This window comes from Tessaracoccus terricola, from assembly GCF_054776555.1.
This window is the reverse complement of sequence record NZ_BAAHBS010000004.1, coordinates 343374-364075: the sequence shown is the minus strand read 5'-3', so window position 1 is coordinate 364075 and position 20702 is coordinate 343374. Positions and strand designations below refer to the sequence as shown.

The following is a 20702-nucleotide window of genomic DNA, read 5'->3' as shown; positions in this document are numbered from 1 at the left end:
TGTCAGAACACGATCCCCGGAACATCCCCCAGAAATCTAGGTATTGGCTGCCAGAGATTCTAGGTCACCCCGTACTCGGATCGCCGCCCCTAGACTAATGTCAAGCGTTCAGGAACAAACATTCGGCAAGAGTGAGCGAGGCTATGAGGGCATCAGGGGACAGCAGCAAGCTGAGCGTCGTCGCGCTATTGGTGCTCGCATTCCTTGCCGTCGGTCTGAGCGCCGCGGCCCTGTTGTCGAACCGCTCCGTACCGGCCGTCCCCGCAGGCACCCCGGACGAGACCACCTCCACCCCGGCGGACCCGGCCACCAGCGAGCAGCCGGGCACCACCGCCCCCGCCACCACCCCGGTGGAGGACCCGAGCACCCCCGCCGCCGGCACCGGCGTCGTCGTGGTGATCGGTGACTCCCACTCCCTCGGGGACCCCTCGGCCACCTGGGTGGGTGCCGCCGCGGAGGCCCTGGGCTGGGGTGAGGTGGTGAACCTGTCCTCGCCCGGCCGCGGCTTCGTCGCCCAGCCCCGCTCCTGCGACTTCGACCCGTGCGCCCCGTTCCGCGGCTCCATCCCCGCCATCGTGGCGGCCGGCCCCGACGTGGTGGTCACCTTCGGCGGCACCGCCGACGGCGACTACGGCCTGTCCGAGGCGGCCACCGCCTACTTCGACGAGTTACGCGCCGAACTCCCCGAGGCCGAACTGGTGGCCATCGCCCCGGTCACCACCGAGGACGCCGCCGAGTACTGGCTGACGATGCACGCGCAGACCATCGGGGCCGCCGTCGAGGCCGTGGGCGGCACCATGGTCAACGCGGGGCAGCCGGGGGTCGGCGACGGCGAGGCGCTGTCCGAGGATGCCCAGGCGGAGATCGCCGACGCCGTCGTGGCCGAGCTCTCCTGACCGGGCGGAGGTTGAGCCGATGACCGAGCCAAGGATCCGCACCACCGAGATCCCCGGCCTGCTGCTGCTGGACCTCGCGCTCCAGCACAACGACGACGGCTGGTTCAAGGAGGGCTGGCACCGGGAGAAGATGACGGCCCTCGGGCTGCCGGACTTCGATCCCGTGCAGCACAACGTCACCCACGTGGTGTCTCGCGGCATCACCCGCGGCTTCCTTGCCGAGCCGTGGGACCGGATCGTCAGCGTGGTGCGGGGCCGCGCCATGGGCGCCTGGGTGGACCTGCGGCCGGGGCCCGGTTTCGGCCGCACCCTCACCCACGACCTGTTCCCCGCCGTCGCGGTCTTCGTGCCCCGGGGCGTCGCGAACGCCCACCAGGTGCTGGAGGACGACACCACCTTCACCTACCTGATGGAGCAGCACTGGACCCCGAAGGGACGCAGCCGGGCCTCGGCCGTCGACCTGTTCGACCCCACCCTCGGCATCGACTGGCCCATCGGACGGGACCGGGCCATCGTCGCCCACCGCGACACCCTCAACCCCGTCCTGGCCAACGCCACCCCCATGGGGCCGCGCCGCACGCTGGTGGCGGGCACCGAGACTCGGCTGGGTCGGGCCCTGCTGGCCGAACTCCCGGGCGCCGACGGCGTGACCACCGCGGACCTGGCGCCCCGCGCTGCGACACCGGTGGACCTTTCCGCCTACGACGTGCTGGTCAACGCCCACGGCGAGACTGCCGACGGCTTCCCCGACTCCTTCGACGCGGAGGAGAGCTGGTCCGGCTCCTCCGAGCGGGCGCTCCGGCTGGCGGACGTGGCCCGGCGGCACCACCTGCGCTACGTGCACGTCTCGGCGGACCCTGTGTTCGAGCGCTCCGCGCCCGTGCACTCCGAGGACGAGCCGCTCAGCCTCGCCCACCCGCACGGGCAGGCCCTCGCGGCCGGTGAGCTCGTCGCGGCCGGGGTGCCGCGCCACCTCGTCGTGCGCACCGGTTGGGTGATGGGGCGCGAGGGGAGCTTCGTGGAACAGGCGGCCACGGCGGCCCGGCGGCGGGAGCGGATCGACGTCGTGGGCGGCCGGTTCGGCCGGCTCACCTTCGCCGACCAGTTGGCCGCCGGCATCACACACCTCCTTGACTCCGGGGCGAGGCCGGGCACCTACAACCTGACCGGCGACGGCAAGGTGGTGGGCTGGACCGACGTCGCGCGGCGGGTGTTCCAGCTCAGCGGCGCGGACCCGAACCTGGTGCGCGAGGTGCCCGCGCAGGCTGCCGGACCCGACGGCGCGACGTTGGACCTGGAGCGCATCAAGGCCGCCGGTTTCCGTCCGGGCAACGCGTGGCTGGAGATCGCCGACCACCTCCCCCGCCCCGCCGAGCACCCGCGCCCGGTGGCCGTCGCTGACGCACCCCCGCAGGCCGCCCCGGCCCGGGGCTCGCGCCCGTACCAGGTGCTGTTCGTGTGCACCGCCAACATCTGCCGCTCGGCCTACGCCGACGTCGTCGCCCGCGCCGCCGGGGTGCCCGGCGTGGAGTTCTCCTCCGCCGGCACCCGGGCGTTGGTGGACCGCGCCATCGACCCGCCGATGGCGGCCAACGTCCGCGCCGGCGAAGCCGCGGCGCACAGCGCTCGCCAGCTGACGCGTGACCTGGTGGCGGACGCGGACCTGATCCTGACCATGGGCGCGGACCACCGTCGCTACATCCTGGACGAGTGGCCCACCCTCGGGCGCAAGGCCTTCGTCATCGGGCACGTGGCCCGGGAACTGGCGCAACTCCCGGAGCATGTGACCCTGGCGGGGTTGACCGAGCACCTGTGGCAGCACCGCTCCTCCAACCCCGACGACGAGGTGGCCGACCCGTACCGCAGGGGCGATGCGGCCGCCTTGGCCGCAGCCACTAGCATTGACGGGTACCTCGAGTCCATCACCGCAGGGCTGAGGGCTCTCCACGACAAGGATCGGAGCTCGGGATGAGCAGCGTCGACGACTTCCTCGACAACGGCGACGGCGGCAAGCGGGCCAAGCCGAAGAAGCGCCGCTGGGTGCTGTTCACGGTGATCGGAGTGCTGGCGGTGGCCCTGGTCGGGGCCGTCGCCCTGGCCGGCTTCTACGGCAAGTCCGCGCTGGACGCGCTGGACGCCATCAAGCGCGAGCCGTCGATGACCCCGACCGAGGGTGCCACCCGGCCCGCGCCGGTGCCGACCAAGGAGGGTGAGACCGAGGCGCCCCTGAACCTCGTGCTGATGGGCTCGGACACCCGCGGCAACGAGCGCGGCCGCTCCGACGTGCTGCAGCTGCTGCACATCCCCGGCGACCGCTCGGGCGCGTACCTGATGAGCATCCCGCGCGACACCTGGGTGGACATCCCGGGCCGCGGCAAGGCCAAGATCAACGCCGCCTACTCCTTCGGCGGCGCCGGCCTGACCATCGAGACGATGGAGTCCCTGCTGGACGTGCCGATGGACCACACCGTCATCATCGACTTCGAGGGCTTCGTGCGGGTGATCGACGCCCTCGGCGGCGTCACCGTGAACAACCGCTACCCCTCCAGCTCCGGTGGCTTCAACTTCCCCGAGGGGGAGATCGAGCTGACCGGCGACAGCGCGCTGCAGTACGTGCGCGAGCGCAAGAACCTGCCCGCCGGTGACTTCAGCCGAGGCGAGCGGCAGCGCGACGTCGTGATGGCCGTGGTGAAGAAGATCGCCTCCGCCGGCACCCTCGCGGACCCGGGCAAGTTCCGCGACGTGGTCACCACCCTCGGCCCCAACTTCACCGTCGACGAGGCCCTCACCAACGACGTCATCATCGACCTCGCCATGGGGATGGGCACCAACGCCACCAACATCCGCTCCTTCCAGTTCCCCGTCACCGGGACCGGCACCTCGAGCGATGGCCAGTCGATCGTGTTGATGGACGAGAACAAGCTGGGCCTCCTGCGCGAGGCCCTGCGCGCCGACGACCTGGCCACCTACTACGAGATCCAGCGCTGACCCCTTCCGGATCCCGACCGAAAGTGTGAGACTGCTCTCGTGCACCTACGCCGTCGTACCCTGATCGCCCTGCTCTCCGGCTGGGCGATCCTCGGGTTGGGCGTGGTGTTCCTGCCGATCGGCCAGCAGATCGGGCAGGGACTGGCGTGGCTGGCGCGCACCGCCAACTCGATCGGGTTCACCGGCCTGGACCTGTACAGCTTCGACTTCATGCTCAACGTCGCCCTGTTCACCGTTCCGGTGATGCTGGCGGCGACGATGTGGCCGCGGGTGCCGCGGTGGGTGTGGGTGCCGGCCGGGGTCGTCGCGTCGTTCTGCATCGAGATGGTGCAGGGCGCGTTCCTGCCGCGCACGTCGTCGCTGCTGGACTGGATAGCGAACTCGCTCGGCGCGCTGCTGGGCGTGGTGGCGGTGCTGTTGCTGGAGCGGTTCCGGCCGGCGCCGTCGGTGGTTCAGTCGCGGCCGTAGATGTCTCGGGTGTAGATCTTGTCCGCCACGTCGTCGAGGACCTCGGTGCGGCGGTTGGCGATGATCACATCAGCCCTGGACTTGAACTCCTCCAGGTCCCTGACCACTTCGGAGTTGAAGAACGAGTCCTCGGCGAGCTCCGGCTCGTAGACGATGACCGGAATGCCCTTGGCCTTGATCCGCTTCATGATCCCCTGGATCGCAGAAGCCCGGAAGTTGTCCGAACCCGACTTCATCACCAACCGATAAACCCCCACCACCTTCGGCTTGCGCTTGATGATGTCGAAAGCGATGAAATCCTTGCGCGTGTGGTTCGCATCCACCACCGCCGCAATGAGGTTCTGCGGCACGTCGGAATAGTTCGCCAACAACTGCTTGGTGTCCTTCGGCAGGCAGTAACCCCCATAACCGAACGACGGGTTGTTGTAGTGCGAACCGATCCGCGGGTCCAACCCCACACCCTCGATGATCTGCGCCGTGTCCAACCCACGCGAAGCCGCATACGTGTCCAACTCGTTGAAGTAGGCCACCCGCAACGCCAGGTACGTGTTGGCGAACAACTTGATCGCCTCGGCCTCCGTCGAGTCCGTCAGCAACACCGGCACGTCCTTCGACTCCGCACCCGCCACCAACAACTCCGCGAACCGGCGGCCGTCCTCGGAACGCTCCCCCACCACGATCCGCGACGGATGCAGGTTGTCATACAACGCCCTGCCCTCCCGCAGGAACTCCGGCGAGAAAATGATCGACGCCCCCGGATGCCGCTCCCGCAACTCCGCCGTGAACCCCACCGGCACCGTCGACTTCACCACGATCGACGCCTCCGGGTTCACCGCCAGCACCGCAGCCACCACCGACTCCACCGACGACGTGTCGAAGTAATTGTGCTGCGGGTCATAGTCGGTCGGGGTCGCCACCACCACGAACTCAGCCTCCGCATACGCCGCCGAACCATCAGTGGTGGCCCTCAGGTCCAGCTCCTTGTTCGTCAGGTAGTCCTGCAACTCCACGTCGATGATCGGCGAGACCCGGTCATTGATCTGCGCCACCTTCCCCGCGTTGATGTCCACGGCCGTCACCTGATTGTGCTGCGCCAGGATCACCGCATTCGACAACCCCACGTACCCGGTACCAACCACGACGATCTTCATCAAGACTCCAGTTCCTAGTGCTGCCTCCAAGCTAGACCACCCCGGCCGCCGGCAGCCACGTCGGGAGCGAAGTCTGAGAGCTTCCTAATTCCTGCCACACCATGCCCTCATCCGCGCGACGGCGGGGCACCGTCGCCGGACCGGCTGCGGTGAGCGGGTGTCATGGTTCGATGGGCCGGTGCACCGCCGAACCAGACATCCCCTCCTGGGCGTCGTCCTGAGCGCCCTGCACAATGCCTTCGTGGCGCCGGTCCGCAGGGGTCGGGTCAGGTTGGCGGGCCTGTCGCGGGCGGCGCGTGGCGTCGTCGTGGCCGCCTACGTCAGCTACGGCCTGCTGGTGGTGGGCGTGCTGGCCTCGCCGGTGGTGACCGCCCTGGCGCCCGCGCGCGACGGTATGGGCGTGGTGGTGCTGGGCTCATCCGTGGTGGCGTCCGGGTTGTGGGTCAGCATGGTGCTGCTGTTCCTGGCGGCGCTGCAGCTGCCGATCTGGTGGCGTCTGGCTGCGTGGCTGGTGCTGCTGGTCAGCCATGGGGTGCTGTGGTTGTTCGTCGTGCTGTCCATCATCACCGTGCAGGGAGCGCTGCTGCCGTTGGCGGCTGCGGCGGCGAGCGTCCTGGCGGGACTGGTGGTGCTCGTCGTGGCTGTGGCCAGGTGGTCGCGGCGCCCACCCACCGTCGCCACCGTCGTGCTGTGCGTGGTCGGTCTGGGGCTGACCGGACTGCTGCCCTACGTGCTGGCCGACCCGGGCGAGGCGACGACGTCGTACGGCATTTCCGCACTGGCGCTGGGATTCACGGTGCTGGCACTGCCCGTGGCGGTGGCCGCGGGCACGGCCTTCGCACAGATCACGGTCAACCTGGCGACGTCGTCGCTGGTGGCGGTCCGGGGTCGGCTCCCCCGCAAGGTCTGGCCGGCGGTGGCGGTGCCCGCAGGCGTGGCGCTGGCCGCATTGAGCGGGTACCGGGCGTCGCTGGTGGGTCCCACCGTGGTGGCGTTCACGGCCGCGCAGACCTTCGGCGGCCTGGGGCTGACCGCGCTGGCGTTGTGGGCGGTGCGGGGCCGCCGGGGCGCGGACGAGGACCCGCCCCGGCCCTACGCCCTCACCGAGGTGCTGGCCGACGTGTCGATGGCGCTGGGACTGGCGATCGGCAGCTGGGGCCTGCCGGTGGTGGTCGGCGCGTTCGTCCAGCTCCCGCCACCCTTCCGCGGGCAGATGTCGGTTTGGTCCGACCTCCTCATGGCGGTCGTGGCACTGGTGCTGCTGGTGCGGGCCATCCTGACCGGACGCACGCTGCTGGTGGTGCTGCTGCCGTCGCTGCTGGTGATGGGCGTGTTCGCCGGGGCCCGGACGCTGGGCGGCTGGCCCAGTCTGTCCACCGGCGTGGCGTCGGGGCTGCTCGGCCTGGTGGTGCTCGGGGCGGCGCTGGCGTGGCGGCGGCGGATGGATCCGCTGCGCTGGTTCCTGGTGAGCCTCGCACTGGTGGTGCTGGTGGTGTTCCCGTTCCGCAGGCAGGTGGCCGAGCCGCTGGGGGCGGTGCTCGGGGACACGCAGCTGCTCGTGCTGCTGTTCGGGCTGGTTTGGCTGCTGTTGACGGAGGCCGAGTTCACCCACACCGCCAGCGACCGGCACGGCCGCGACTCGAGGGTGTTCGTCTTCCTCGCCTACGCGGTCTTCAGCGCCGCGATGGTGGCCGCCATGGCCTACGCCCACCCGGAGTCGGTGCTGACGGAGCTGAACCTGGGTGACCTGTCCAACATCGGCGACTCGATCATCGGGTACGCGTTCGCGTCCGCCGTCGTCGTCGGCATCATCGTGCTGGGCAACCGGGGGCTGGACGTGATCCCGCCGCAGGTCACAGCAGCCGCGCGAACGACGGCCCCAGCAGCCTCGACTGCTCGACGGTGATGTGCAGCCCGTCGCGGAAGCGCGGGTACAGGCCGTCGTGGGTAGAGCACACCCCCTCCTCGCACAGTTCCATCCACGAGTCCCACACCGTCGCCCCGGTGTGGGCCGCCACCTCCTCGACGACGCCGCGGGCCCGGCCCTGCTGCTCGTCGCCCTCGGCGAGGGTCATCTGCTGGCCGCACTCCTGCCGCAGTACGGCGAGCGTGGTGCACTCGCGCGACTCCCAGTGGTTGGCGCCGATCCAAAGCGGCGTGCCCTGGATGATGACCACCTGGTGGCCCAGCTCACGGATCTGCGCCACGGCCGCCTCCAGGCCCTCGCGGGTGGCCTGCAGCTTGGTCTCGAAGTCTCCCTCCGGGTCGCCGTCGCCGGGGCCGAGGCCCACCTCCCGCTGGAACGGGTAGTGCTGGGAGTTGGCGATCACGACGGTGCCCTGCGGAGCGTCGGCCAGGTAGTCGAGGGAGTCGGTGACGTAGGAGTGGCAGTCGTCGTCGAGGGACTGGTCGTGGCGGACGTCGCGGATGGTGACGTCCAGCAGGAACGGGCAGGCGCTGGCGGTGGCGGAGAACACGGGCCGCCCCGCCTCACGACCGGCCTCGATCCAGCCGTCGGTGAAGTGGTCCATGCTGGAGTCGCCCACGAGGTAGACGGGGGCGCCGTCGGCCTCCAGGTTCCAGGCGCAGTCGGTGCCGTGGCCGCCCAGCGGGGTGCGGCCGTCGCAGCCGCTCTCCATGCCGATGTGCTGCGGCTCCACCCGGGCCACGAACGCGGCCACCGCGTCGGAGCCCCAGTTGTTGGCCGCGCCGGCGTAGAGGGCACCGGACACGGCCGCGGGCACCAGGGCGGTGACCGCGGCCAGCCGCACGAACCGGGCGCCGGTGAGCCCGGGCGCCTTCCGGATGGGGTTCTCCAGCAGGTAGTAGGAGGCGACGGCGGGCGTCACGCTGAGCGCCACGGCCACCAGTTTCGCGGTCGAGTTGTTGGGCCACAGCATCTGGGCGAACACCACGGGCGCCCAGTGCCACAGGTACAGCGAGTAGGACCAGTCCCCCACCAGCGTCATCGGTCTGGTCCCGAGCAGCCACGTGACCGGGTTGGCGTGCGGCGCGGAGCCGGCGCCGATCAGCGCCATCGTGCCCAGGACGGGCAGCAGCATCGCCGGCCCCGGCCAGGCCATGGTCTCGTCGATGACGACGAAGGAGATCGCGAGCAGGCCCGCTCCGGCGAGGGCGATCATGACGGTCTGGAAGCGGGTGCGCAGCACCTGCGCGTGCGGCACCAGCGCCAGCAGCGCGCCGGCCCCGAACTCCCACACGCGCGGCAACGGGCTGTAGAAACCGGTCAGGGCGGGCACCCCGGTGGCGACGGTGTTGACCACCACCAGCCCGAGGGACAGCGCGGACATCACCAGCACCGCGGTGAGCGCGGGCCGGGCGTGCGACGTCGGCCCGGAGCGGCGTCGCGCACCCCAGGCGACGGCGCCGATCAGGATGGCGGGGAAGACCAGGTAGAACTGCTCCTCCACGGACAGCGACCACACGTGGAGCAGCGGGTTGAGTTCCGCCTTGGCGCCGAAGTAGCCGCCGCTGGTGCCCATGATCACGAAGTTGGAGGACAGCAGGATGCCGCCCAGCCCGGTCAGGGCCGCGATCTCCTGGTACTGGCCGGGGCTGAGGATGAGCACCGTCGCCAGCAGGGTGACGGCGACGGTGAGCGCGAGCGCCGGGAAGAGTCGTTTGAAGCGGCGCAGGTAGAACCGCTTCAGCCGGATGCGGCCGTGCTGTTCGAACTCGCGCATCAGCATGGCGGTGATGACGAAGCCGGAGATGACGAAGAAGATGTCCACGCCGACGAAGCCGCCGGGCAGGGCGAGGCCTGCGTGGAAGACGAGGACGGCGAGCACCGCGACGGCGCGCATCCCCTGCACGTCGAGCCGGTGTCCCGAGCGGGCGGTCTCCGGGCGCGACGGGGCGGGGCCGGTGCGCTCAGCCATCGAGTTCCTCCTGTGTGGGACAAACCCCCGACCCACAAGATTACCTCCGGCTGGGCCCACCGGCCCCTCACTTTGTCAGCGGCGCCCCTTGCCGGGCTTGCCCTTGCCCGGGTGGCGGTCCACCTGGACCAGCGGGACGTCGTCGAAGTCCATGTCCGAGGCCAGGTAGAAGCCGGTGTAGCTGGGCTGGTTGTAGGTGGTCTGCTGGCGGGCCACCTCGGCGCGGTACTGCACGTCGTGCATCAGGGTGTAGAGCTTGTGGCCCGTCACCTCGGTGCTGATGTAGACGCGCAGTTCGCTGGAGTCGGCCGAGCGGACGACGAGCTCCTCGCGCCAGTCGCCGAGGATGTCGGCCACCAGCGAGGCGTTGCCCTTGGTGCCGTTGTTGGAGCGGGTGCCCTCCGCCGTCAGCACGGTGCCGTCCTGGGCGTCCCACAGGGTGACGTCCTGGTCGCCGCTGCCGCCGACGATCTGGGTGGTGAGGTCGGCGCTGAACCGGATGGTCTGGTTGGTGCCGGGCACCTGGCCCGCGACGTCGTCGCCGCCGGCCGCGCGGAGCCGCCAAGCCCAGGTCTCGATGCCGGGGACGGTCGGGTCGACGTCGCCGATCATGCCGCGGCCGGTGTCCCTGCCGCTGTACTCGCCGTAGATGACCTCGCCGGTGGCGGCGTCGCGCAGGGCGTAGCCGTACGGCGCCCAGACCCCGCCCTCGTGGACGGTGAAGATCTCCAGACCGGGGCGGGACGGGTCGATGTCGGGGAACACGCCCTCGTCGGTGCTGATGGCCACCAGACCGCGGTCCAGGGTCTCGAGCTGCGGGGCTGAGTTGTCCGGCTTCGGGTGGGGGCGGTGCCGGTCTGCGTTGGCCTGCCCCGCCCCAGTCTGACCCCACCGCAACATTGTTGCGAAAGGGGTCGCACTCGGCCCCCGACGCAACACTGTTGCGCTGGGGTCAACGATCCGCCGACTCACTCGTCGTGGGCCGCCACCAACTCCCGCCCGATCCGCGCCAGCTCCGCCCGCACCTCGGGCGGGCCGAGCACCTCGAGCATCGCGCCCCACCCGGCGAGTTGTTCCGCCACGGACTGGGCGGTGTGCGACGCGACGCTCACCTCCACGCGCTCGTCGTCGCGCTCGTCGAGAATCTCCAGGTACTTCCCGAAGTGGTCGCGCAGCACCCCGAGGCGCCGACGGCGGACCACCACCTGCGCGCTGACCACGGAGCGGCGGCCCTCGACGAACTCGCTCACGCGGCGCCACTCGGCGGCCAGGTCGAAGCCGTCGGGCCGGATGGCCTCGCCATCGGTGGCCTCCACCGCGTCCACCCGGTCCACCCGGTAGGTGCGCACGCGTTCGCCGTCGCGGGTGGCGAGCAGGTACCAGGTGCGGTCCTTGCGGACCAGGCCCAGCGGACTGACCTCCCGGACGCCGTTGCCGCTGCGGGACCGGTACTCGATCCGGACGCGACGGCGGTCCACGACGGCGCGACGCAGCGGCTCGAGCGCTGCCGGCTGGTCGGCGTCGAGCTCGCCCCACCCGGCCTCGTCGAGTTCGACGGCGGCGGCCGCGGCCTCGGCGTCGGCCCGGAAGGGTCCGGGCAGGGCGCGCAGCAGCTTTCGCAGTGCCGACGTCGCCTCGGGTGAGGCGCCCGCCGCCGGGCCGAGCAGGGCGAACAGTGCTTGGGACTCGGGCGCGGTGAGGCCGCTGAGATCGGTGCGCGAGCCGCCGACGAGCGACCAGCCGCCGCCCCGGCCGGGCTGCGGGTAGACCGGCACCCCGGCCATGGAGAGCGCCTCGAGGTCGCGCCGGGCCGTGGGCACGGAGACTCCGAGCTCGTCGGCCAGCTCGGCGGCGGTCACGCGGCCGCGGGCCTGAAGCAGGAGCAGGGTGGCGATCATCCGGTCTGCCTTCATGTTTCTGATCTTCTCAAACAAAGTGATCATTTGGTGATCACTTAAGGGTGGAGAGTTGGGTACATGGAAGAGATCACAGTCGAAGACGCCACAGCCTGGGAGCACTGGCTCGAGGCACACCACTCGGACACGGACGAGATCTGGATCCGCGTCGCGAAGAAGTCCACCGGCATCCCGTCGGTCCAGCCCTACGACGCCACCACCGTCGCGCTCTGCTTCGGCTGGATCGACAGCCACCGCCGCGCCGGCGACGCCACCACCTACCTCCAGCGCTACTCGCCCCGCCGGGCGGGCAGCCGCTGGTCAGACATCAACATCGCCCGGGCCGAGCAGCTGATCGCCGCCGGCCGCATGCGCCCCGAAGGCCTCGCGGCCTACCGGGCGGGCACCGGAACCACCAACAGGAAGGCCTGAAATGTTCCGCGGATTCACCACCATCAACTACTTCGTCGACGACGTCCCCGCCGCCGTCGCCTGGTACACCGAGGTGCTCGGCATCGAGCCGTACTTCACCCAGCCGTCGATGGAGAACCCGGCCTACGTCGAGTTCCGCGTCGGCGACAGCCAGGACGAACTCGGCCTGATCAGCAGCGCCTACCGCCCCGCCGGCCATGACCCAGCCACCGCTGCGGGCGCCGTTATGCACTGGCACGTCGACGACGTCGCCGCCGCCCACGCCCGGCTCCTGGAACTGGGCGCCACCTCCCTGGAAGCCCCCATCGCCCGCGGCGACGAGGGCTGGGTCACGGCGTCGGTGGTGGACCCGTTCGGCAACATCATCGGCCTGATGTACAGCCCGCACTACCTCGAGCTGCTCGCGGGCTGAGCCGGCCGCGCTGCCCTCGGCTGATCAGCCCAGGGCAGCGCGGCATGGTTCGGGCGCCGGGCCGGACGCAGGCTTGCCGCATGACAGACGCAATCCCGGCAGCCCTCGACGACCAGCTCGCCGCCCGGCTGCTCCAGCAACGAATCATCGTCTTCGGCACCGAACTCGACGACCGCCTCGGCAACCGCATCTGCACCGAGCTCCTGCTCCTGGCGGCCGAGGACCCGACGGCGGACATCAGCCTGTGGATCAACTCTCCCGGCGGTTCGGTCCCGGCCATGCTCGCCATCGCCGACGTGATGAGGCTCGTCCCCAACGACGTCCGCACCGTCGCCATGGGGATGGCCGCCAGCGCGGGCCAGTTCGTGCTCTCGGGCGGCACCCCGGGCAAGCGGTTCGCGCTGCCGCACTCGCGGATCCTGATGCACCAGGGCTCCTCCGGCATCGGCGGCACGGCGGGGGACATCGAGCTGCAGGCCCAGGACCTGCGCACCCTGCGCGACACCGTGCTCGGGCTGATCGCGGACCACACCGGCCAGCCGTTCGAGAAGATCCTCACCGACTCCCAGCGCGACCGCTGGTGGACCGCCGAACAGGCCCGTGACTACGGCTTCGTCGATGCCGTGGTCAGCAGCGTCGCCGACGTCCACCCGCACCGCGAGCGCATCGTCGGCCTCTCGGCCAAGCAGGAGGTGGCCTCCGCATGAGCAGCTACACCGTCCCCTACGTCACGCAGCAGCGCCCGGGCGGTGAGCGTTCGCTGGACATCTGGAGCCGGCTGCTCTCGGACCGGATCGTCTACCTCGGCACCGAGATCGACGACGGCGTCGCCAACGTCCTCGTGGCCCAGCTGCTGCACCTCAACTCGGAGAACCCGGACGCCGAGATCAGTCTCTACATCAACTCGCCGGGCGGCTCGATGACCGCGATGCTGTCCGTCTACGACACCATGCGCTACATCAACGCACCGGTGGCCACCACCTGCGTCGGCCAGGCGGGTTCCGCGGCCGCGGTGCTGCTGGCCGGTGGCGAGCCGGGGCGGCGGATGATGCTGCCGCACTCCCGGGTGGTGCTCCACCAGCCGTCGGCGCAGGGCCAGGGCGCCATCCCGGACCTGATCGTGCAGGCCGACGAGGTGCTGCGGTTGCGCGGCGAACTGGAGCAGGTCCTCAGCCACCACACCGGCCGCACACCGGAGGCCATCCGCACCGACACCGACCGCGACCTGATCCTCCCCGCCCCCGCCGCCGTCACCTACGGGGTGGCCGACCAGGTCGTCGAGGTCCCGGGCTGATCCTCTGCCCACAGCAGAGAACCGGCCGGATCGTTGCGGCAGCCGCCTAGGATCGGGACATGGGCACCCTGACTCCGCTGCACCATCGTGACGACCCGGCCGGACCGGACCCGCTGCTGCGTGACCTGCTGGGCGCGGAGCTGCGTGCCGAGCGCCTCCAGCAGGGCCGCACCCTCGACGACGTCGCCCGTCGTGCCGGCATCGCCACCCAGTACCTCTCCGAGGTGGAGCGCGGACGCAAGGACCCGTCGTCGGAGGTGCTCGCCGCCGTCACTGGGGCGCTGGACCTGCCGCTGCTGGACCTCACCGTCCGCGCCGCGAGGACGCTGCACAGCCGGACCGTCGCAGCGTTCACCGGACCGGTCGCCCTCGCAGCCTGAGACCACCAGTTCCCCTGGGGTGCGACGACGCAGTCGGCGCCTCGAAGGGCCCCAACTGGAGGACGCAGCCGCACCCCCTCAGGAACGCACCCGCAGGCTCTCACGCGCCTCGGCGTTGGTGGCCGTGACGGTCGTGACCAACTCACGGAGCCGCTCAGTGGCTTGCGCCGGGACCGGCTGGAACGGGGCGCGGCACGGCCCGAGCGGCAGTCCGGTCAGCTCTGCCTCCACCCACTTCGCTGCGGGGAAGACGCCCACGTCCACGAGGGTCTCGATGGCGTCGTTGATCCGTTCCTGGAAGCGTCGGGCCTCATCAAGGCGGCCGGCGCGGTAGTGGGCCCGGACCGCCTTGAAGGTGTCGGTCTGCATGCTGATGGTGGTTCCGATGGAGCCGGTGGCGCCGGCCGCGAGGCTCGGCAGGAAGGCCTCGTCGAAGCCGTTGACCAGCTGCAGCCGTGGGTGGTGACTGGCGATCCGCTCCAGTTGGTACATGCTGTGCGCGGTGTACTTGACCCCGACGACGCGCTCGTCGGAGAGCAGTTCGTCGCCGGCCTGCAGGTCCTGGCCGGTGAACTGGGGGATGTTGTAGATGATCATCGGGATGTCCACGGCATCCATCACCGCACGGTAGTGGCCCGCGACTTCGTCGGAGGAGTACTTGTAGTAGATCGGCGGGATCATGGAGACCGCTACCGCTCCGGTGTCCTGGGCGTGCCGGGCGAGGGTGATCGAGTCCCGTGTGGACAGCGCTCCGACGTGGGCGACTACCGGGATCCGACCCGCAGCACCCTCCGCCACGGCCGCGAGGAGTCGTCGTCGCTCGTCAACGCCCAACAACAGCCCCTCGCCCGACGAGCCCCCGCAGTAGAGCCCCTCCACACCCACCTGCACGTGGTGGGCGGCCAGCTCGCGCGCCATCGCCTCGTCCAGTGCGCCGTCGGCATTCAGGGGCGAGGCGATGGCGCTGAAGAGCAGCCCGAGGTCCGGACTCACCATGCCGTCCAGCCGCCGTCCACCACGAGGTTGGCGCCGGTCATGTATCTGGACGCGTCGGAGGCCAGGAAGATGGCCGCCCCGTTGAACTCGTCCGCCTCGGCCATCCTGCCGATGGGCATCCGGGCGGTGTAGTTGGCCTGGAAGGTGGCGTCCTGGGTGTCCCGCGCCACGCCCGACGGTGTGAGCGTGTTGACGCGGATCCCGTGGCGTCCCCAGTAGGTGGCGCAGTAGCGGGTCAGGTTGTAGAGGCCGGACTTGGCGGCCGAGTAGGCGACCGGCTTGGTGAAGGGCTGGCCCTGCTCGGCGCGGTAGGCGTAGATGTCCTGGACCGGGGACAGCATCCCGTAGATGGAGCCGACGTTGATGATCGAGCCCCCGACCTCCGCACGGCGCATCTCCGCCCCGGCCGCCTGTGTGACGATGAACGTCCCTGTCAGGTTCACGTCCACCACCTCGCGGAAGACGTCGACGGGGAAGTCCTCGAACGGTCCGGAGACCTCCGGGGGTGCGCTCGGCTGGGTGTCGAGGCCGGCGTTGTTGACCACGGTCGTGATTGGCCCACCTCCGTCGGCGATGTCGCGCAGGGCCGCGCGGACGCCGTCGGCGTCGGTCACGTCGAAGCGCACCGGGACGAGCCGGGCCGAGTCACCGAAGTGGGAGTCCAGCTTGGCCTGGGTGACGCTGCGGGAGGCGATGAAGACGGTGGCCCCACGAGCCTGGAAGGCCCGTACGAACTCGGTCCCGATCTGCCCCAGGCCGCCGGTCACGAGGACGCGCTGTCCTGAAATGTCGAACAGTGGGTCGGTCATCACTTCACCTCGTGCTTCTTCAGGAAGTCGCGATCGAACTCCAGCCCGTGCCCGGGGACGTCCCGCGGGATGAACCAGCCGTCGACGATGGGCTGCGGCGCGATCACGCCGAGCTCGGTGAGGGTGCCACCCTCGGTCATCTCGGCCCAGGAGATGTTGGGCACGGCGCACAGCACGTGGGCGCTCAGCTCCATGATGAAGTGCGGGGTCATGGGCAGGTTGAACGCGCGCGCCGTGTCCGCGACGGACATGTAGGAGGTGATGCCACCGACCCGGCCCACGTCAGTCTGGACGAAATCGCAGGTGTCGGTGATGAAGTACTGGTTGAACTGCTGCAGGGTGTACAGGTTCTCGCCGAGTCCGAGCGGGATGTTGGTCCGTTCACGGAGGCGACGGTGGCCCTCGACGTCGTCGGTGCGGAGGGGCTCCTCCAGCCAGAGCAGGTTGAGGTGCTCGAACCGGTTGGCGGCGAGAATGGCCTGCGGCTGCGTCCAGCCCTGGTTGGCGTCGACGGCCAGCGGGAACTGTCCAACACGTTCACGGATCTTCGTGAGCCGCTCGACGTCCTCCTCCACGTCCGGCTTGCCGACCTTGACCTTGGCCGCCCCGTAGCCGGAGTTCTTCCAGTTCTCCACCTGGTCCGCCACCTCGTCGGCGCTCAGGTGGAGGTTGATCCCACTGCCGTAGAGGTGGACGCGGTCACGGACGCGGCCGAGCAGGTCCGCCAGTGGCTGCTTGTGGTGGTGTCCGAGGAGGTCCCAGAGCGCGATGTCGATGGCCGCGAGCGCAAGCGTGGTGACTCCCCCGGGTCCGCTGTCGCGCAGGTAGTGCCAGGCGTCGTGCCACACCGAACGCGGATGGGCAGGCTTGCCCACGAGCTGGGGGCGTAGTTCCTCGAGCATCGCCAGGATGGTGCGGCCGCCCACGCCCGAGGTGTGGGTGAAGCCGACACCCTTGGCCCCGTTGTCCGCCGTGATGTCTGCCGTGATGATCTCGATGTGGGTGACCGTGTGGATCTGGTCGCCCCACGTGCCCCCGGGCAGAGGGATCCGGGACAGTTGGAACGCGACGTCTTGAATCTTCATTGATGCTCCTGTTTCTGGAGGGGTGTGGTTGGGGGTTCGGGGTCAGCCCTTGACCGCTCCGGCGGCAAGGCCTGCGACGAGTCGTCGCTGCACCAGGAGGAATCCGACGACGACGGGCAGCACGGACAGCACGCCGCCGGCCGTGAGCAGGTCCCACCGGATCTGGTACTCGCCGATGAACAGTTGCAGCCCCACGGGCAGCGTCCGGGTGGCCGGCGAGGCGGTGAAGGTGAGTGCGTAGAGGAACTCGTTCCACGTCAGGATGAAGGCGTAGGTCCCTGCGGCGACCATGCCGGGCAGCAGCAGCGGCATCAGCAGCAGCCGGATGATCTGCCAGGTGGAGGCACCGTCGATGGAGCCGGACTCCTCTAGCTCGCGGGGGATGCCGTCGAGGAATCCCTTGAGAAGCCACGTCGCGAACGGGGTGGCGAAGGCGGCGTGGACGAGGGCGAGGCCGAACTTGCTGTCGAGCAGGCCCATCACGTTCAGCTGTCCCTGCAGGGACAGTACGAGCAGGACGGCCGGCAGCATCTGGGCGAGGATCAGGGCAGTCATGATCTGGCGCCGACCGAGGAACTCGAACCGCGACAGCGCGATGGCTGCACCCGTGGCACACACCAGGGTGAGGGGAACCGCCATCAGCGCCACCTGGAAGCTGTTTCCCAGGTAGTTGAGGAACGGGGTGGTGTTCACGAGTTCGAAGTAGGCGTCGAGGGTCAACGCGCTGGGGATCAGGTTCGCCCCGGCGGCGGCGAGTTCGGCCTTGGGGGTCAGCGACGTGATCGCCATCACGAGGTAGGGACCGAGGATCGCCAGGAGAATCAGCGCGAGCGCCAGGTAGCGGGTGCCGTTGCCCAGGACCTGCTTCGCAGTGAGTTTGCGCTTCCTCATCGGTCGGCCTCCTTTCTTGCAGTGAGTCGGAGGTACATGACCACGAAGATCACGAGGATGGCCGCCTGCAGGACCGAGTAGGCCGCGCCCTCACCGAAGCTGGTGGCCTTGTAGGCCGTGAGGTACGACTGCAGGGCCAGGGTCGTCGAGGACACGCCGGGGCCGCCGCCGGTCAGGATGAAGATCAGGTCTACGTAGTTGGCCGTCCAGATGATCCGCAGCAGGACCGTGATGAGGATGGTGGGGATGATCGCGGGGAGGACGACGTGCCGGAACACTCCCACGGGCCCGCAGCCATCGGTGGCGGCGGCTTCCTTGAGGTCTCCGGACACGCTCTGCAGCGCCGCCAGGATCATGACGGTGAACAGCGGGATGCCCTGCCAGGCGTCGATCACGATCAGCGTGGGGAGCGCCAGGCCGGGATCCGAGAGGAACTCGACGGGACGGTCCACCAGCCCCATCCCCTGCAGGGACTTGCTGATGATCCCGTTGTTGGGATCGAGGAGCCATTTCCACATCAGGGCGACGAGGACGCTCGGCGTGGCCCACGGCACCATCACGAGGCCCCGGTACACGCCGCGGAGCGGGAACTTGGTGTTGATCAGCAGCGCGAGGTTGAGCCCACCGATCAGCTGGAGGGAAACGGCCCCACCCACCCACATGGCAGTGCGCCCGAGGTTGCCCCAGAAGTCCGGTTCCTGGCTGATGGCCACGAAGTTGTCGAAGCCGACGAAGGTCATGGTCCCCGTGAAGGCCGAGACCTTGTTGAAGGCCATCCAGATGGAGCGGACCAGCGGGTAACCGGCGAACACCAGGATCAGGATGACTGCAGGCGCGAGCAGTACGTACGGTTCGTAGCTGCGCCTTCCCACCCGAGCCCGGCTGCCCGTGGTCTGCCTACCTGCCAGCATCAGGCGTCGCTCGCAAGCACGTCTGCCATCTTGTCGACGACCTCTTGGCTGGTGAGTTCACCCTGGAAGCCCTGCTGGATGGTGGGGTTCCACTCCTTGCCCGCGAGGGTTGCCACCCCGGGCAGGCCGGGCCATGTGACGGCGTCCGTGATGGCGTCGACAGCCACCTTCAGGTTGGGGTCGGAGGTGAACTCGTCGGTCTCCATGACGGAGGTCAGCACCGGGAGCTGTCCCTGCGGCGAGTTGGACATGGTGGCCATCTGGTCGGTCTCGGAGAGCCAGGAGATCCACTTCCAGGCGGCCTCCTGCTTCTCGGACTGGGCCATGATGATGTTGCCGCTCATGGCGCCGAGGGTCCGCGACGGGCCCGAACCGGTGCCGGGCACGGGGATGACGCCCAGGTCGTCTCCGAAGACCTCCGTCATCTCGGCGAGCGACCCGGGGTGGTGGATCATCGTCGCGGTGAGCCCGGAGGCGAAGTTGGTCTTGACGTCCGCGAAGGCAGCTGTGATTGAGCCCGGAGGGGCAGCCTGCAGTTCGGTGACGATGCTGAGGTACTTCTGGTTGACCTCCACGCCGGTCGCGTCGTTCAGCACGATCTCACCGGCCTCGTTGACCAGGTTGGCCCCGCCCGCATACATCCACGCGAGCCACTGGTCCTGGCCGCCGCCACCGCCGCGGACGTCGAAGCCGTAGCGGTCCCCGGTGGTGAGGGCGTCGATCGCGGCGAGGAAGTCGTCCTGGGTCTTCGGCGCCTCGATGCCGGCCTCGGCGAAGTAGTCCTTGCGGTAGTACATGTAGAGGGTCGTGTACTGGTGCGGGAGCATGTAGATGCTCTGCTCACCCGGGAGTCGACCGGTGTTCCAGAGCCCCTCCACCACGTCGTCCCTGGCCTCCCAGCCGTCGACGAAGGCGGTCAGGTCCGCGGTGGCACCGGCGGGTGCGAACTGGCCGATCCACCAGTCCTTGCAGCGTGCGGCGTCCGGGCCGGTATTGTTCATCGCGGCTGTGGTGATCTTGTTCTGGTACTGGTCCAGCGGGATGGTCTCCAGCGTCACCTTCACGTCTTCCTGCGACGAGTTGAAGCTCTCCGCGAGGTCGGTCCAGGTGGGGTCGGTGGCGTCGTCCTGCCACAGCCAGTAGGTGATCTCGACGGGGCCGCCGCCGGAGTCGCCCTGCTGTCCGTTGCCGTCTGCGGTCTCGCCGTTGCCGCAGGCTGAGAGTGCGAGTCCTGCGGTGCCTCCGAGGGCTCCGGCCAGGAATGAGCGTCGCTTCATGATGGTGTACTCCTTGGTTGGTTCCGTGATGGGTCAGTTCTTGGCGCTGCGGTGCGCCTGCGCTGCAGTTGCTCCAGCGGTGTTGCGTCGGGAGACCCGGCGCCGCACGCCGTAGAAGTGGGTGTCCAGTTCATGGACGGCGAGGTCGTAGTCGCCGTCGACTATGGCCTCGACGATGGCCGTGTGCATCTCTGCCACAACCGGGTCGACGGCCACGGTCCGGCTCTCGTGCTCCACCACGTCGAGCAGGGTCCAGAAGGCTCCGAGGATGCCCTCCAGGGTGCTGTTCCTCAGGGGTGCGAACAGGCCGAGGTGGAACTGCTCGTCGAGGTCCGCGAAGGACTCTCCCTCATGCGCACGGTCCTCCATCCGATGACCGATGCGCATGAGCTCGTCCAGGCTGCTGGGGGTGTGCAGCTGGATCACCTTCGCGAGCATTGAGGTCTCGAGGGCCTGCCGGACGGCCAGCAGTTCGGCGAGCGTCTGCTCCGGTGAGCCGATCAGCTGGGCTGACAGGGACACGAGTTCCCCGAGGTGGACACCACGCCAGCGTCGCCGAGCGCCCTGCCTGGCCTCGACGGCGCCGAATCCCTCGAGCACCCGAAGGGCTTCGCGCAGTTGTTGCCGCCCGAGACCGAGTTCGGACATGAGGCTGGCCTCGCTGGGTAGCGCCATCCCGTCCTTGATGCCGCGGGATCGGAGGTGCTTCACGATCTGCATCACGAGCTGATCGTGACTCAACTTGTCATACATGTTGCACCTCATCTCCTCATTGAGCGACACCTGGGTGCCTTGATGGACCGATTCTGAATCCGACTTGTTCTGCAAGTCAACGCCACTTGTAGGACAGGTGGCGCCCAGAGGACGACGACCGCGTCGACGGCTGGCCCCAACCCACGCCCCGACACCACGACCGAC

General features: G+C 69.5%; 21 protein-coding genes. 10 read left to right on the top strand and 11 right to left on the bottom strand.

The window, feature by feature from the left end; translation table 11 throughout:
• The first annotated feature begins 143 nt into the window (after window positions 1–143).
• The 4 genes from ACYU7G_RS07470 to ACYU7G_RS07455 are packed head-to-tail and all read left to right on the top strand — an operon-like array spanning window position 144 to window position 4352.
• Entirely contained in the window at window positions 144–896 is a 753-nt protein-coding gene (locus tag ACYU7G_RS07470) for an SGNH/GDSL hydrolase family protein (RefSeq protein WP_461106361.1), read from the top strand.
• A gap of 19 nt (window positions 897–915) precedes the next feature.
• A complete protein-coding gene (locus ACYU7G_RS07465; protein WP_461106359.1) occupies window positions 916–2868 on the top strand; it encodes a dTDP-4-dehydrorhamnose 3,5-epimerase family protein in 1953 nt (650 codons plus the stop codon).
• Window positions 2865–3884 (top strand): LCP family protein, encoded by a 1020-nt coding sequence (locus ACYU7G_RS07460; protein ID WP_461106357.1) that lies wholly within the window; start codon window positions 2865–2867, stop codon window positions 3882–3884. Before ACYU7G_RS07465 ends, ACYU7G_RS07460 begins: the two co-directional genes overlap by 4 nt.
• A gap of 39 nt (window positions 3885–3923) precedes the next feature.
• Window positions 3924–4352 carry a VanZ family protein gene (locus ACYU7G_RS07455; protein ID WP_461106355.1) on the top strand — a complete coding sequence of 143 codons (429 nt, stop codon included), beginning with the start codon at window positions 3924–3926 and terminating at the stop codon, window positions 4350–4352.
• Here the strand turns inward: ACYU7G_RS07455 and ACYU7G_RS07450 are convergent.
• Window positions 4337–5503 (bottom strand): nucleotide sugar dehydrogenase, encoded by a 1167-nt coding sequence (locus tag ACYU7G_RS07450; protein WP_461106353.1) that lies wholly within the window; start codon window positions 5501–5503, stop codon window positions 4337–4339. The two genes, ACYU7G_RS07455 and ACYU7G_RS07450, sit on opposite strands and share 16 nt — an antisense overlap.
• 178 nt (window positions 5504–5681) lie before the next feature.
• On the opposite strand from ACYU7G_RS07450, the gene ACYU7G_RS07445 reads away from it, so the two are divergent.
• Window positions 5682–7409 (top strand): hypothetical protein, encoded by a 1728-nt coding sequence (locus tag ACYU7G_RS07445; RefSeq protein WP_461106351.1) that lies wholly within the window; start codon window positions 5682–5684, stop codon window positions 7407–7409.
• On the opposite strand, the gene ACYU7G_RS07440 is transcribed toward ACYU7G_RS07445, so the two are convergent.
• The 3 genes from ACYU7G_RS07440 to ACYU7G_RS07430 form a co-directional block, all read right to left on the bottom strand.
• A complete protein-coding gene (locus tag ACYU7G_RS07440) occupies window positions 7357–9402 on the bottom strand; it encodes an acyltransferase family protein (RefSeq protein ID WP_461106349.1) in 2046 nt (681 codons plus the stop codon). The genes ACYU7G_RS07445 and ACYU7G_RS07440 overlap by 53 nt on opposite strands.
• A gap of 75 nt (window positions 9403–9477) precedes the next feature.
• Window positions 9478–10302: a rhamnogalacturonan lyase family protein gene (locus ACYU7G_RS07435; RefSeq protein ID WP_461106347.1), complete on the bottom strand. Its 825-nt coding sequence runs from the start codon at window positions 10300–10302 to the stop codon at window positions 9478–9480.
• A 68-nt stretch (window positions 10303–10370) separates the two neighbouring features.
• Window positions 10371–11315: a helix-turn-helix transcriptional regulator gene (locus ACYU7G_RS07430; RefSeq protein WP_461106345.1), complete on the bottom strand. Its 945-nt coding sequence runs from the start codon at window positions 11313–11315 to the stop codon at window positions 10371–10373.
• 63 nt (window positions 11316–11378) lie between these two features.
• On the opposite strand from ACYU7G_RS07430, the gene ACYU7G_RS07425 reads away from it, so the two are divergent.
• From ACYU7G_RS07425 to ACYU7G_RS07405, 5 genes are all read left to right on the top strand, one after another.
• Window positions 11379–11729 carry a YdeI/OmpD-associated family protein gene (locus ACYU7G_RS07425; protein WP_461106343.1) on the top strand — a complete coding sequence of 117 codons (351 nt, stop codon included), beginning with the start codon at window positions 11379–11381 and terminating at the stop codon, window positions 11727–11729.
• A 1-nt stretch (window position 11730) separates the two neighbouring features.
• Complete coding sequence (locus ACYU7G_RS07420) at window positions 11731–12141, top strand: VOC family protein (protein ID WP_461106341.1); 411 nt, start codon at window positions 11731–11733, stop codon at window positions 12139–12141.
• 80 nt (window positions 12142–12221) lie between these two features.
• Window positions 12222–12848 (top strand): ClpP family protease, encoded by a 627-nt coding sequence (locus tag ACYU7G_RS07415; RefSeq protein ID WP_461106339.1) that lies wholly within the window; start codon window positions 12222–12224, stop codon window positions 12846–12848.
• Window positions 12845–13435, top strand: coding sequence for a ClpP family protease (locus ACYU7G_RS07410; protein ID WP_461106337.1), 591 nt, complete (start codon window positions 12845–12847; stop codon window positions 13433–13435). Before ACYU7G_RS07415 ends, ACYU7G_RS07410 begins: the two co-directional genes overlap by 4 nt.
• Before the next feature lie 59 nt (window positions 13436–13494).
• Complete coding sequence (locus ACYU7G_RS07405; RefSeq protein WP_461106335.1) at window positions 13495–13815, top strand: helix-turn-helix domain-containing protein; 321 nt, start codon at window positions 13495–13497, stop codon at window positions 13813–13815.
• Window positions 13816–13893: 78 nt separating this feature from the next.
• On the opposite strand, the gene ACYU7G_RS07400 is transcribed toward ACYU7G_RS07405, so the two are convergent.
• From ACYU7G_RS07400 to ACYU7G_RS07370, 7 genes are read right to left on the bottom strand one after another with little or no spacing between them, the layout of a single operon-like run.
• Entirely contained in the window at window positions 13894–14811 is a 918-nt protein-coding gene (locus ACYU7G_RS07400; protein WP_461106333.1) for a dihydrodipicolinate synthase family protein, read from the bottom strand.
• Window positions 14805–15620, bottom strand: a complete 816-nt coding sequence (locus ACYU7G_RS07395) for an SDR family oxidoreductase (RefSeq protein WP_461106331.1) — start codon at window positions 15618–15620, stop codon at window positions 14805–14807. Before ACYU7G_RS07395 ends, ACYU7G_RS07400 begins: the two co-directional genes overlap by 7 nt.
• Entirely contained in the window at window positions 15620–16705 is a 1086-nt protein-coding gene (locus ACYU7G_RS07390; protein ID WP_461106329.1) for a mandelate racemase/muconate lactonizing enzyme family protein, read from the bottom strand. Before ACYU7G_RS07390 ends, ACYU7G_RS07395 begins: the two co-directional genes overlap by 1 nt.
• 42 nt (window positions 16706–16747) lie before the next feature.
• A complete protein-coding gene (locus tag ACYU7G_RS07385; protein WP_461106327.1) occupies window positions 16748–17596 on the bottom strand; it encodes a carbohydrate ABC transporter permease in 849 nt (282 codons plus the stop codon).
• Window positions 17593–18507, bottom strand: coding sequence for a carbohydrate ABC transporter permease (locus tag ACYU7G_RS07380; protein ID WP_461106325.1), 915 nt, complete (start codon window positions 18505–18507; stop codon window positions 17593–17595). The genes ACYU7G_RS07385 and ACYU7G_RS07380 overlap by 4 nt, the downstream gene beginning before the upstream one ends.
• Window positions 18507–19784, bottom strand: coding sequence for an ABC transporter substrate-binding protein (locus ACYU7G_RS07375; RefSeq protein WP_461106322.1), 1278 nt, complete (start codon window positions 19782–19784; stop codon window positions 18507–18509). Before ACYU7G_RS07375 ends, ACYU7G_RS07380 begins: the two co-directional genes overlap by 1 nt.
• 33 nt (window positions 19785–19817) lie before the next feature.
• Window positions 19818–20537, bottom strand: coding sequence for a FadR/GntR family transcriptional regulator (locus tag ACYU7G_RS07370; RefSeq protein ID WP_461106320.1), 720 nt, complete (start codon window positions 20535–20537; stop codon window positions 19818–19820).
• Window positions 20538–20702: the final 165 nt, after the last annotated feature.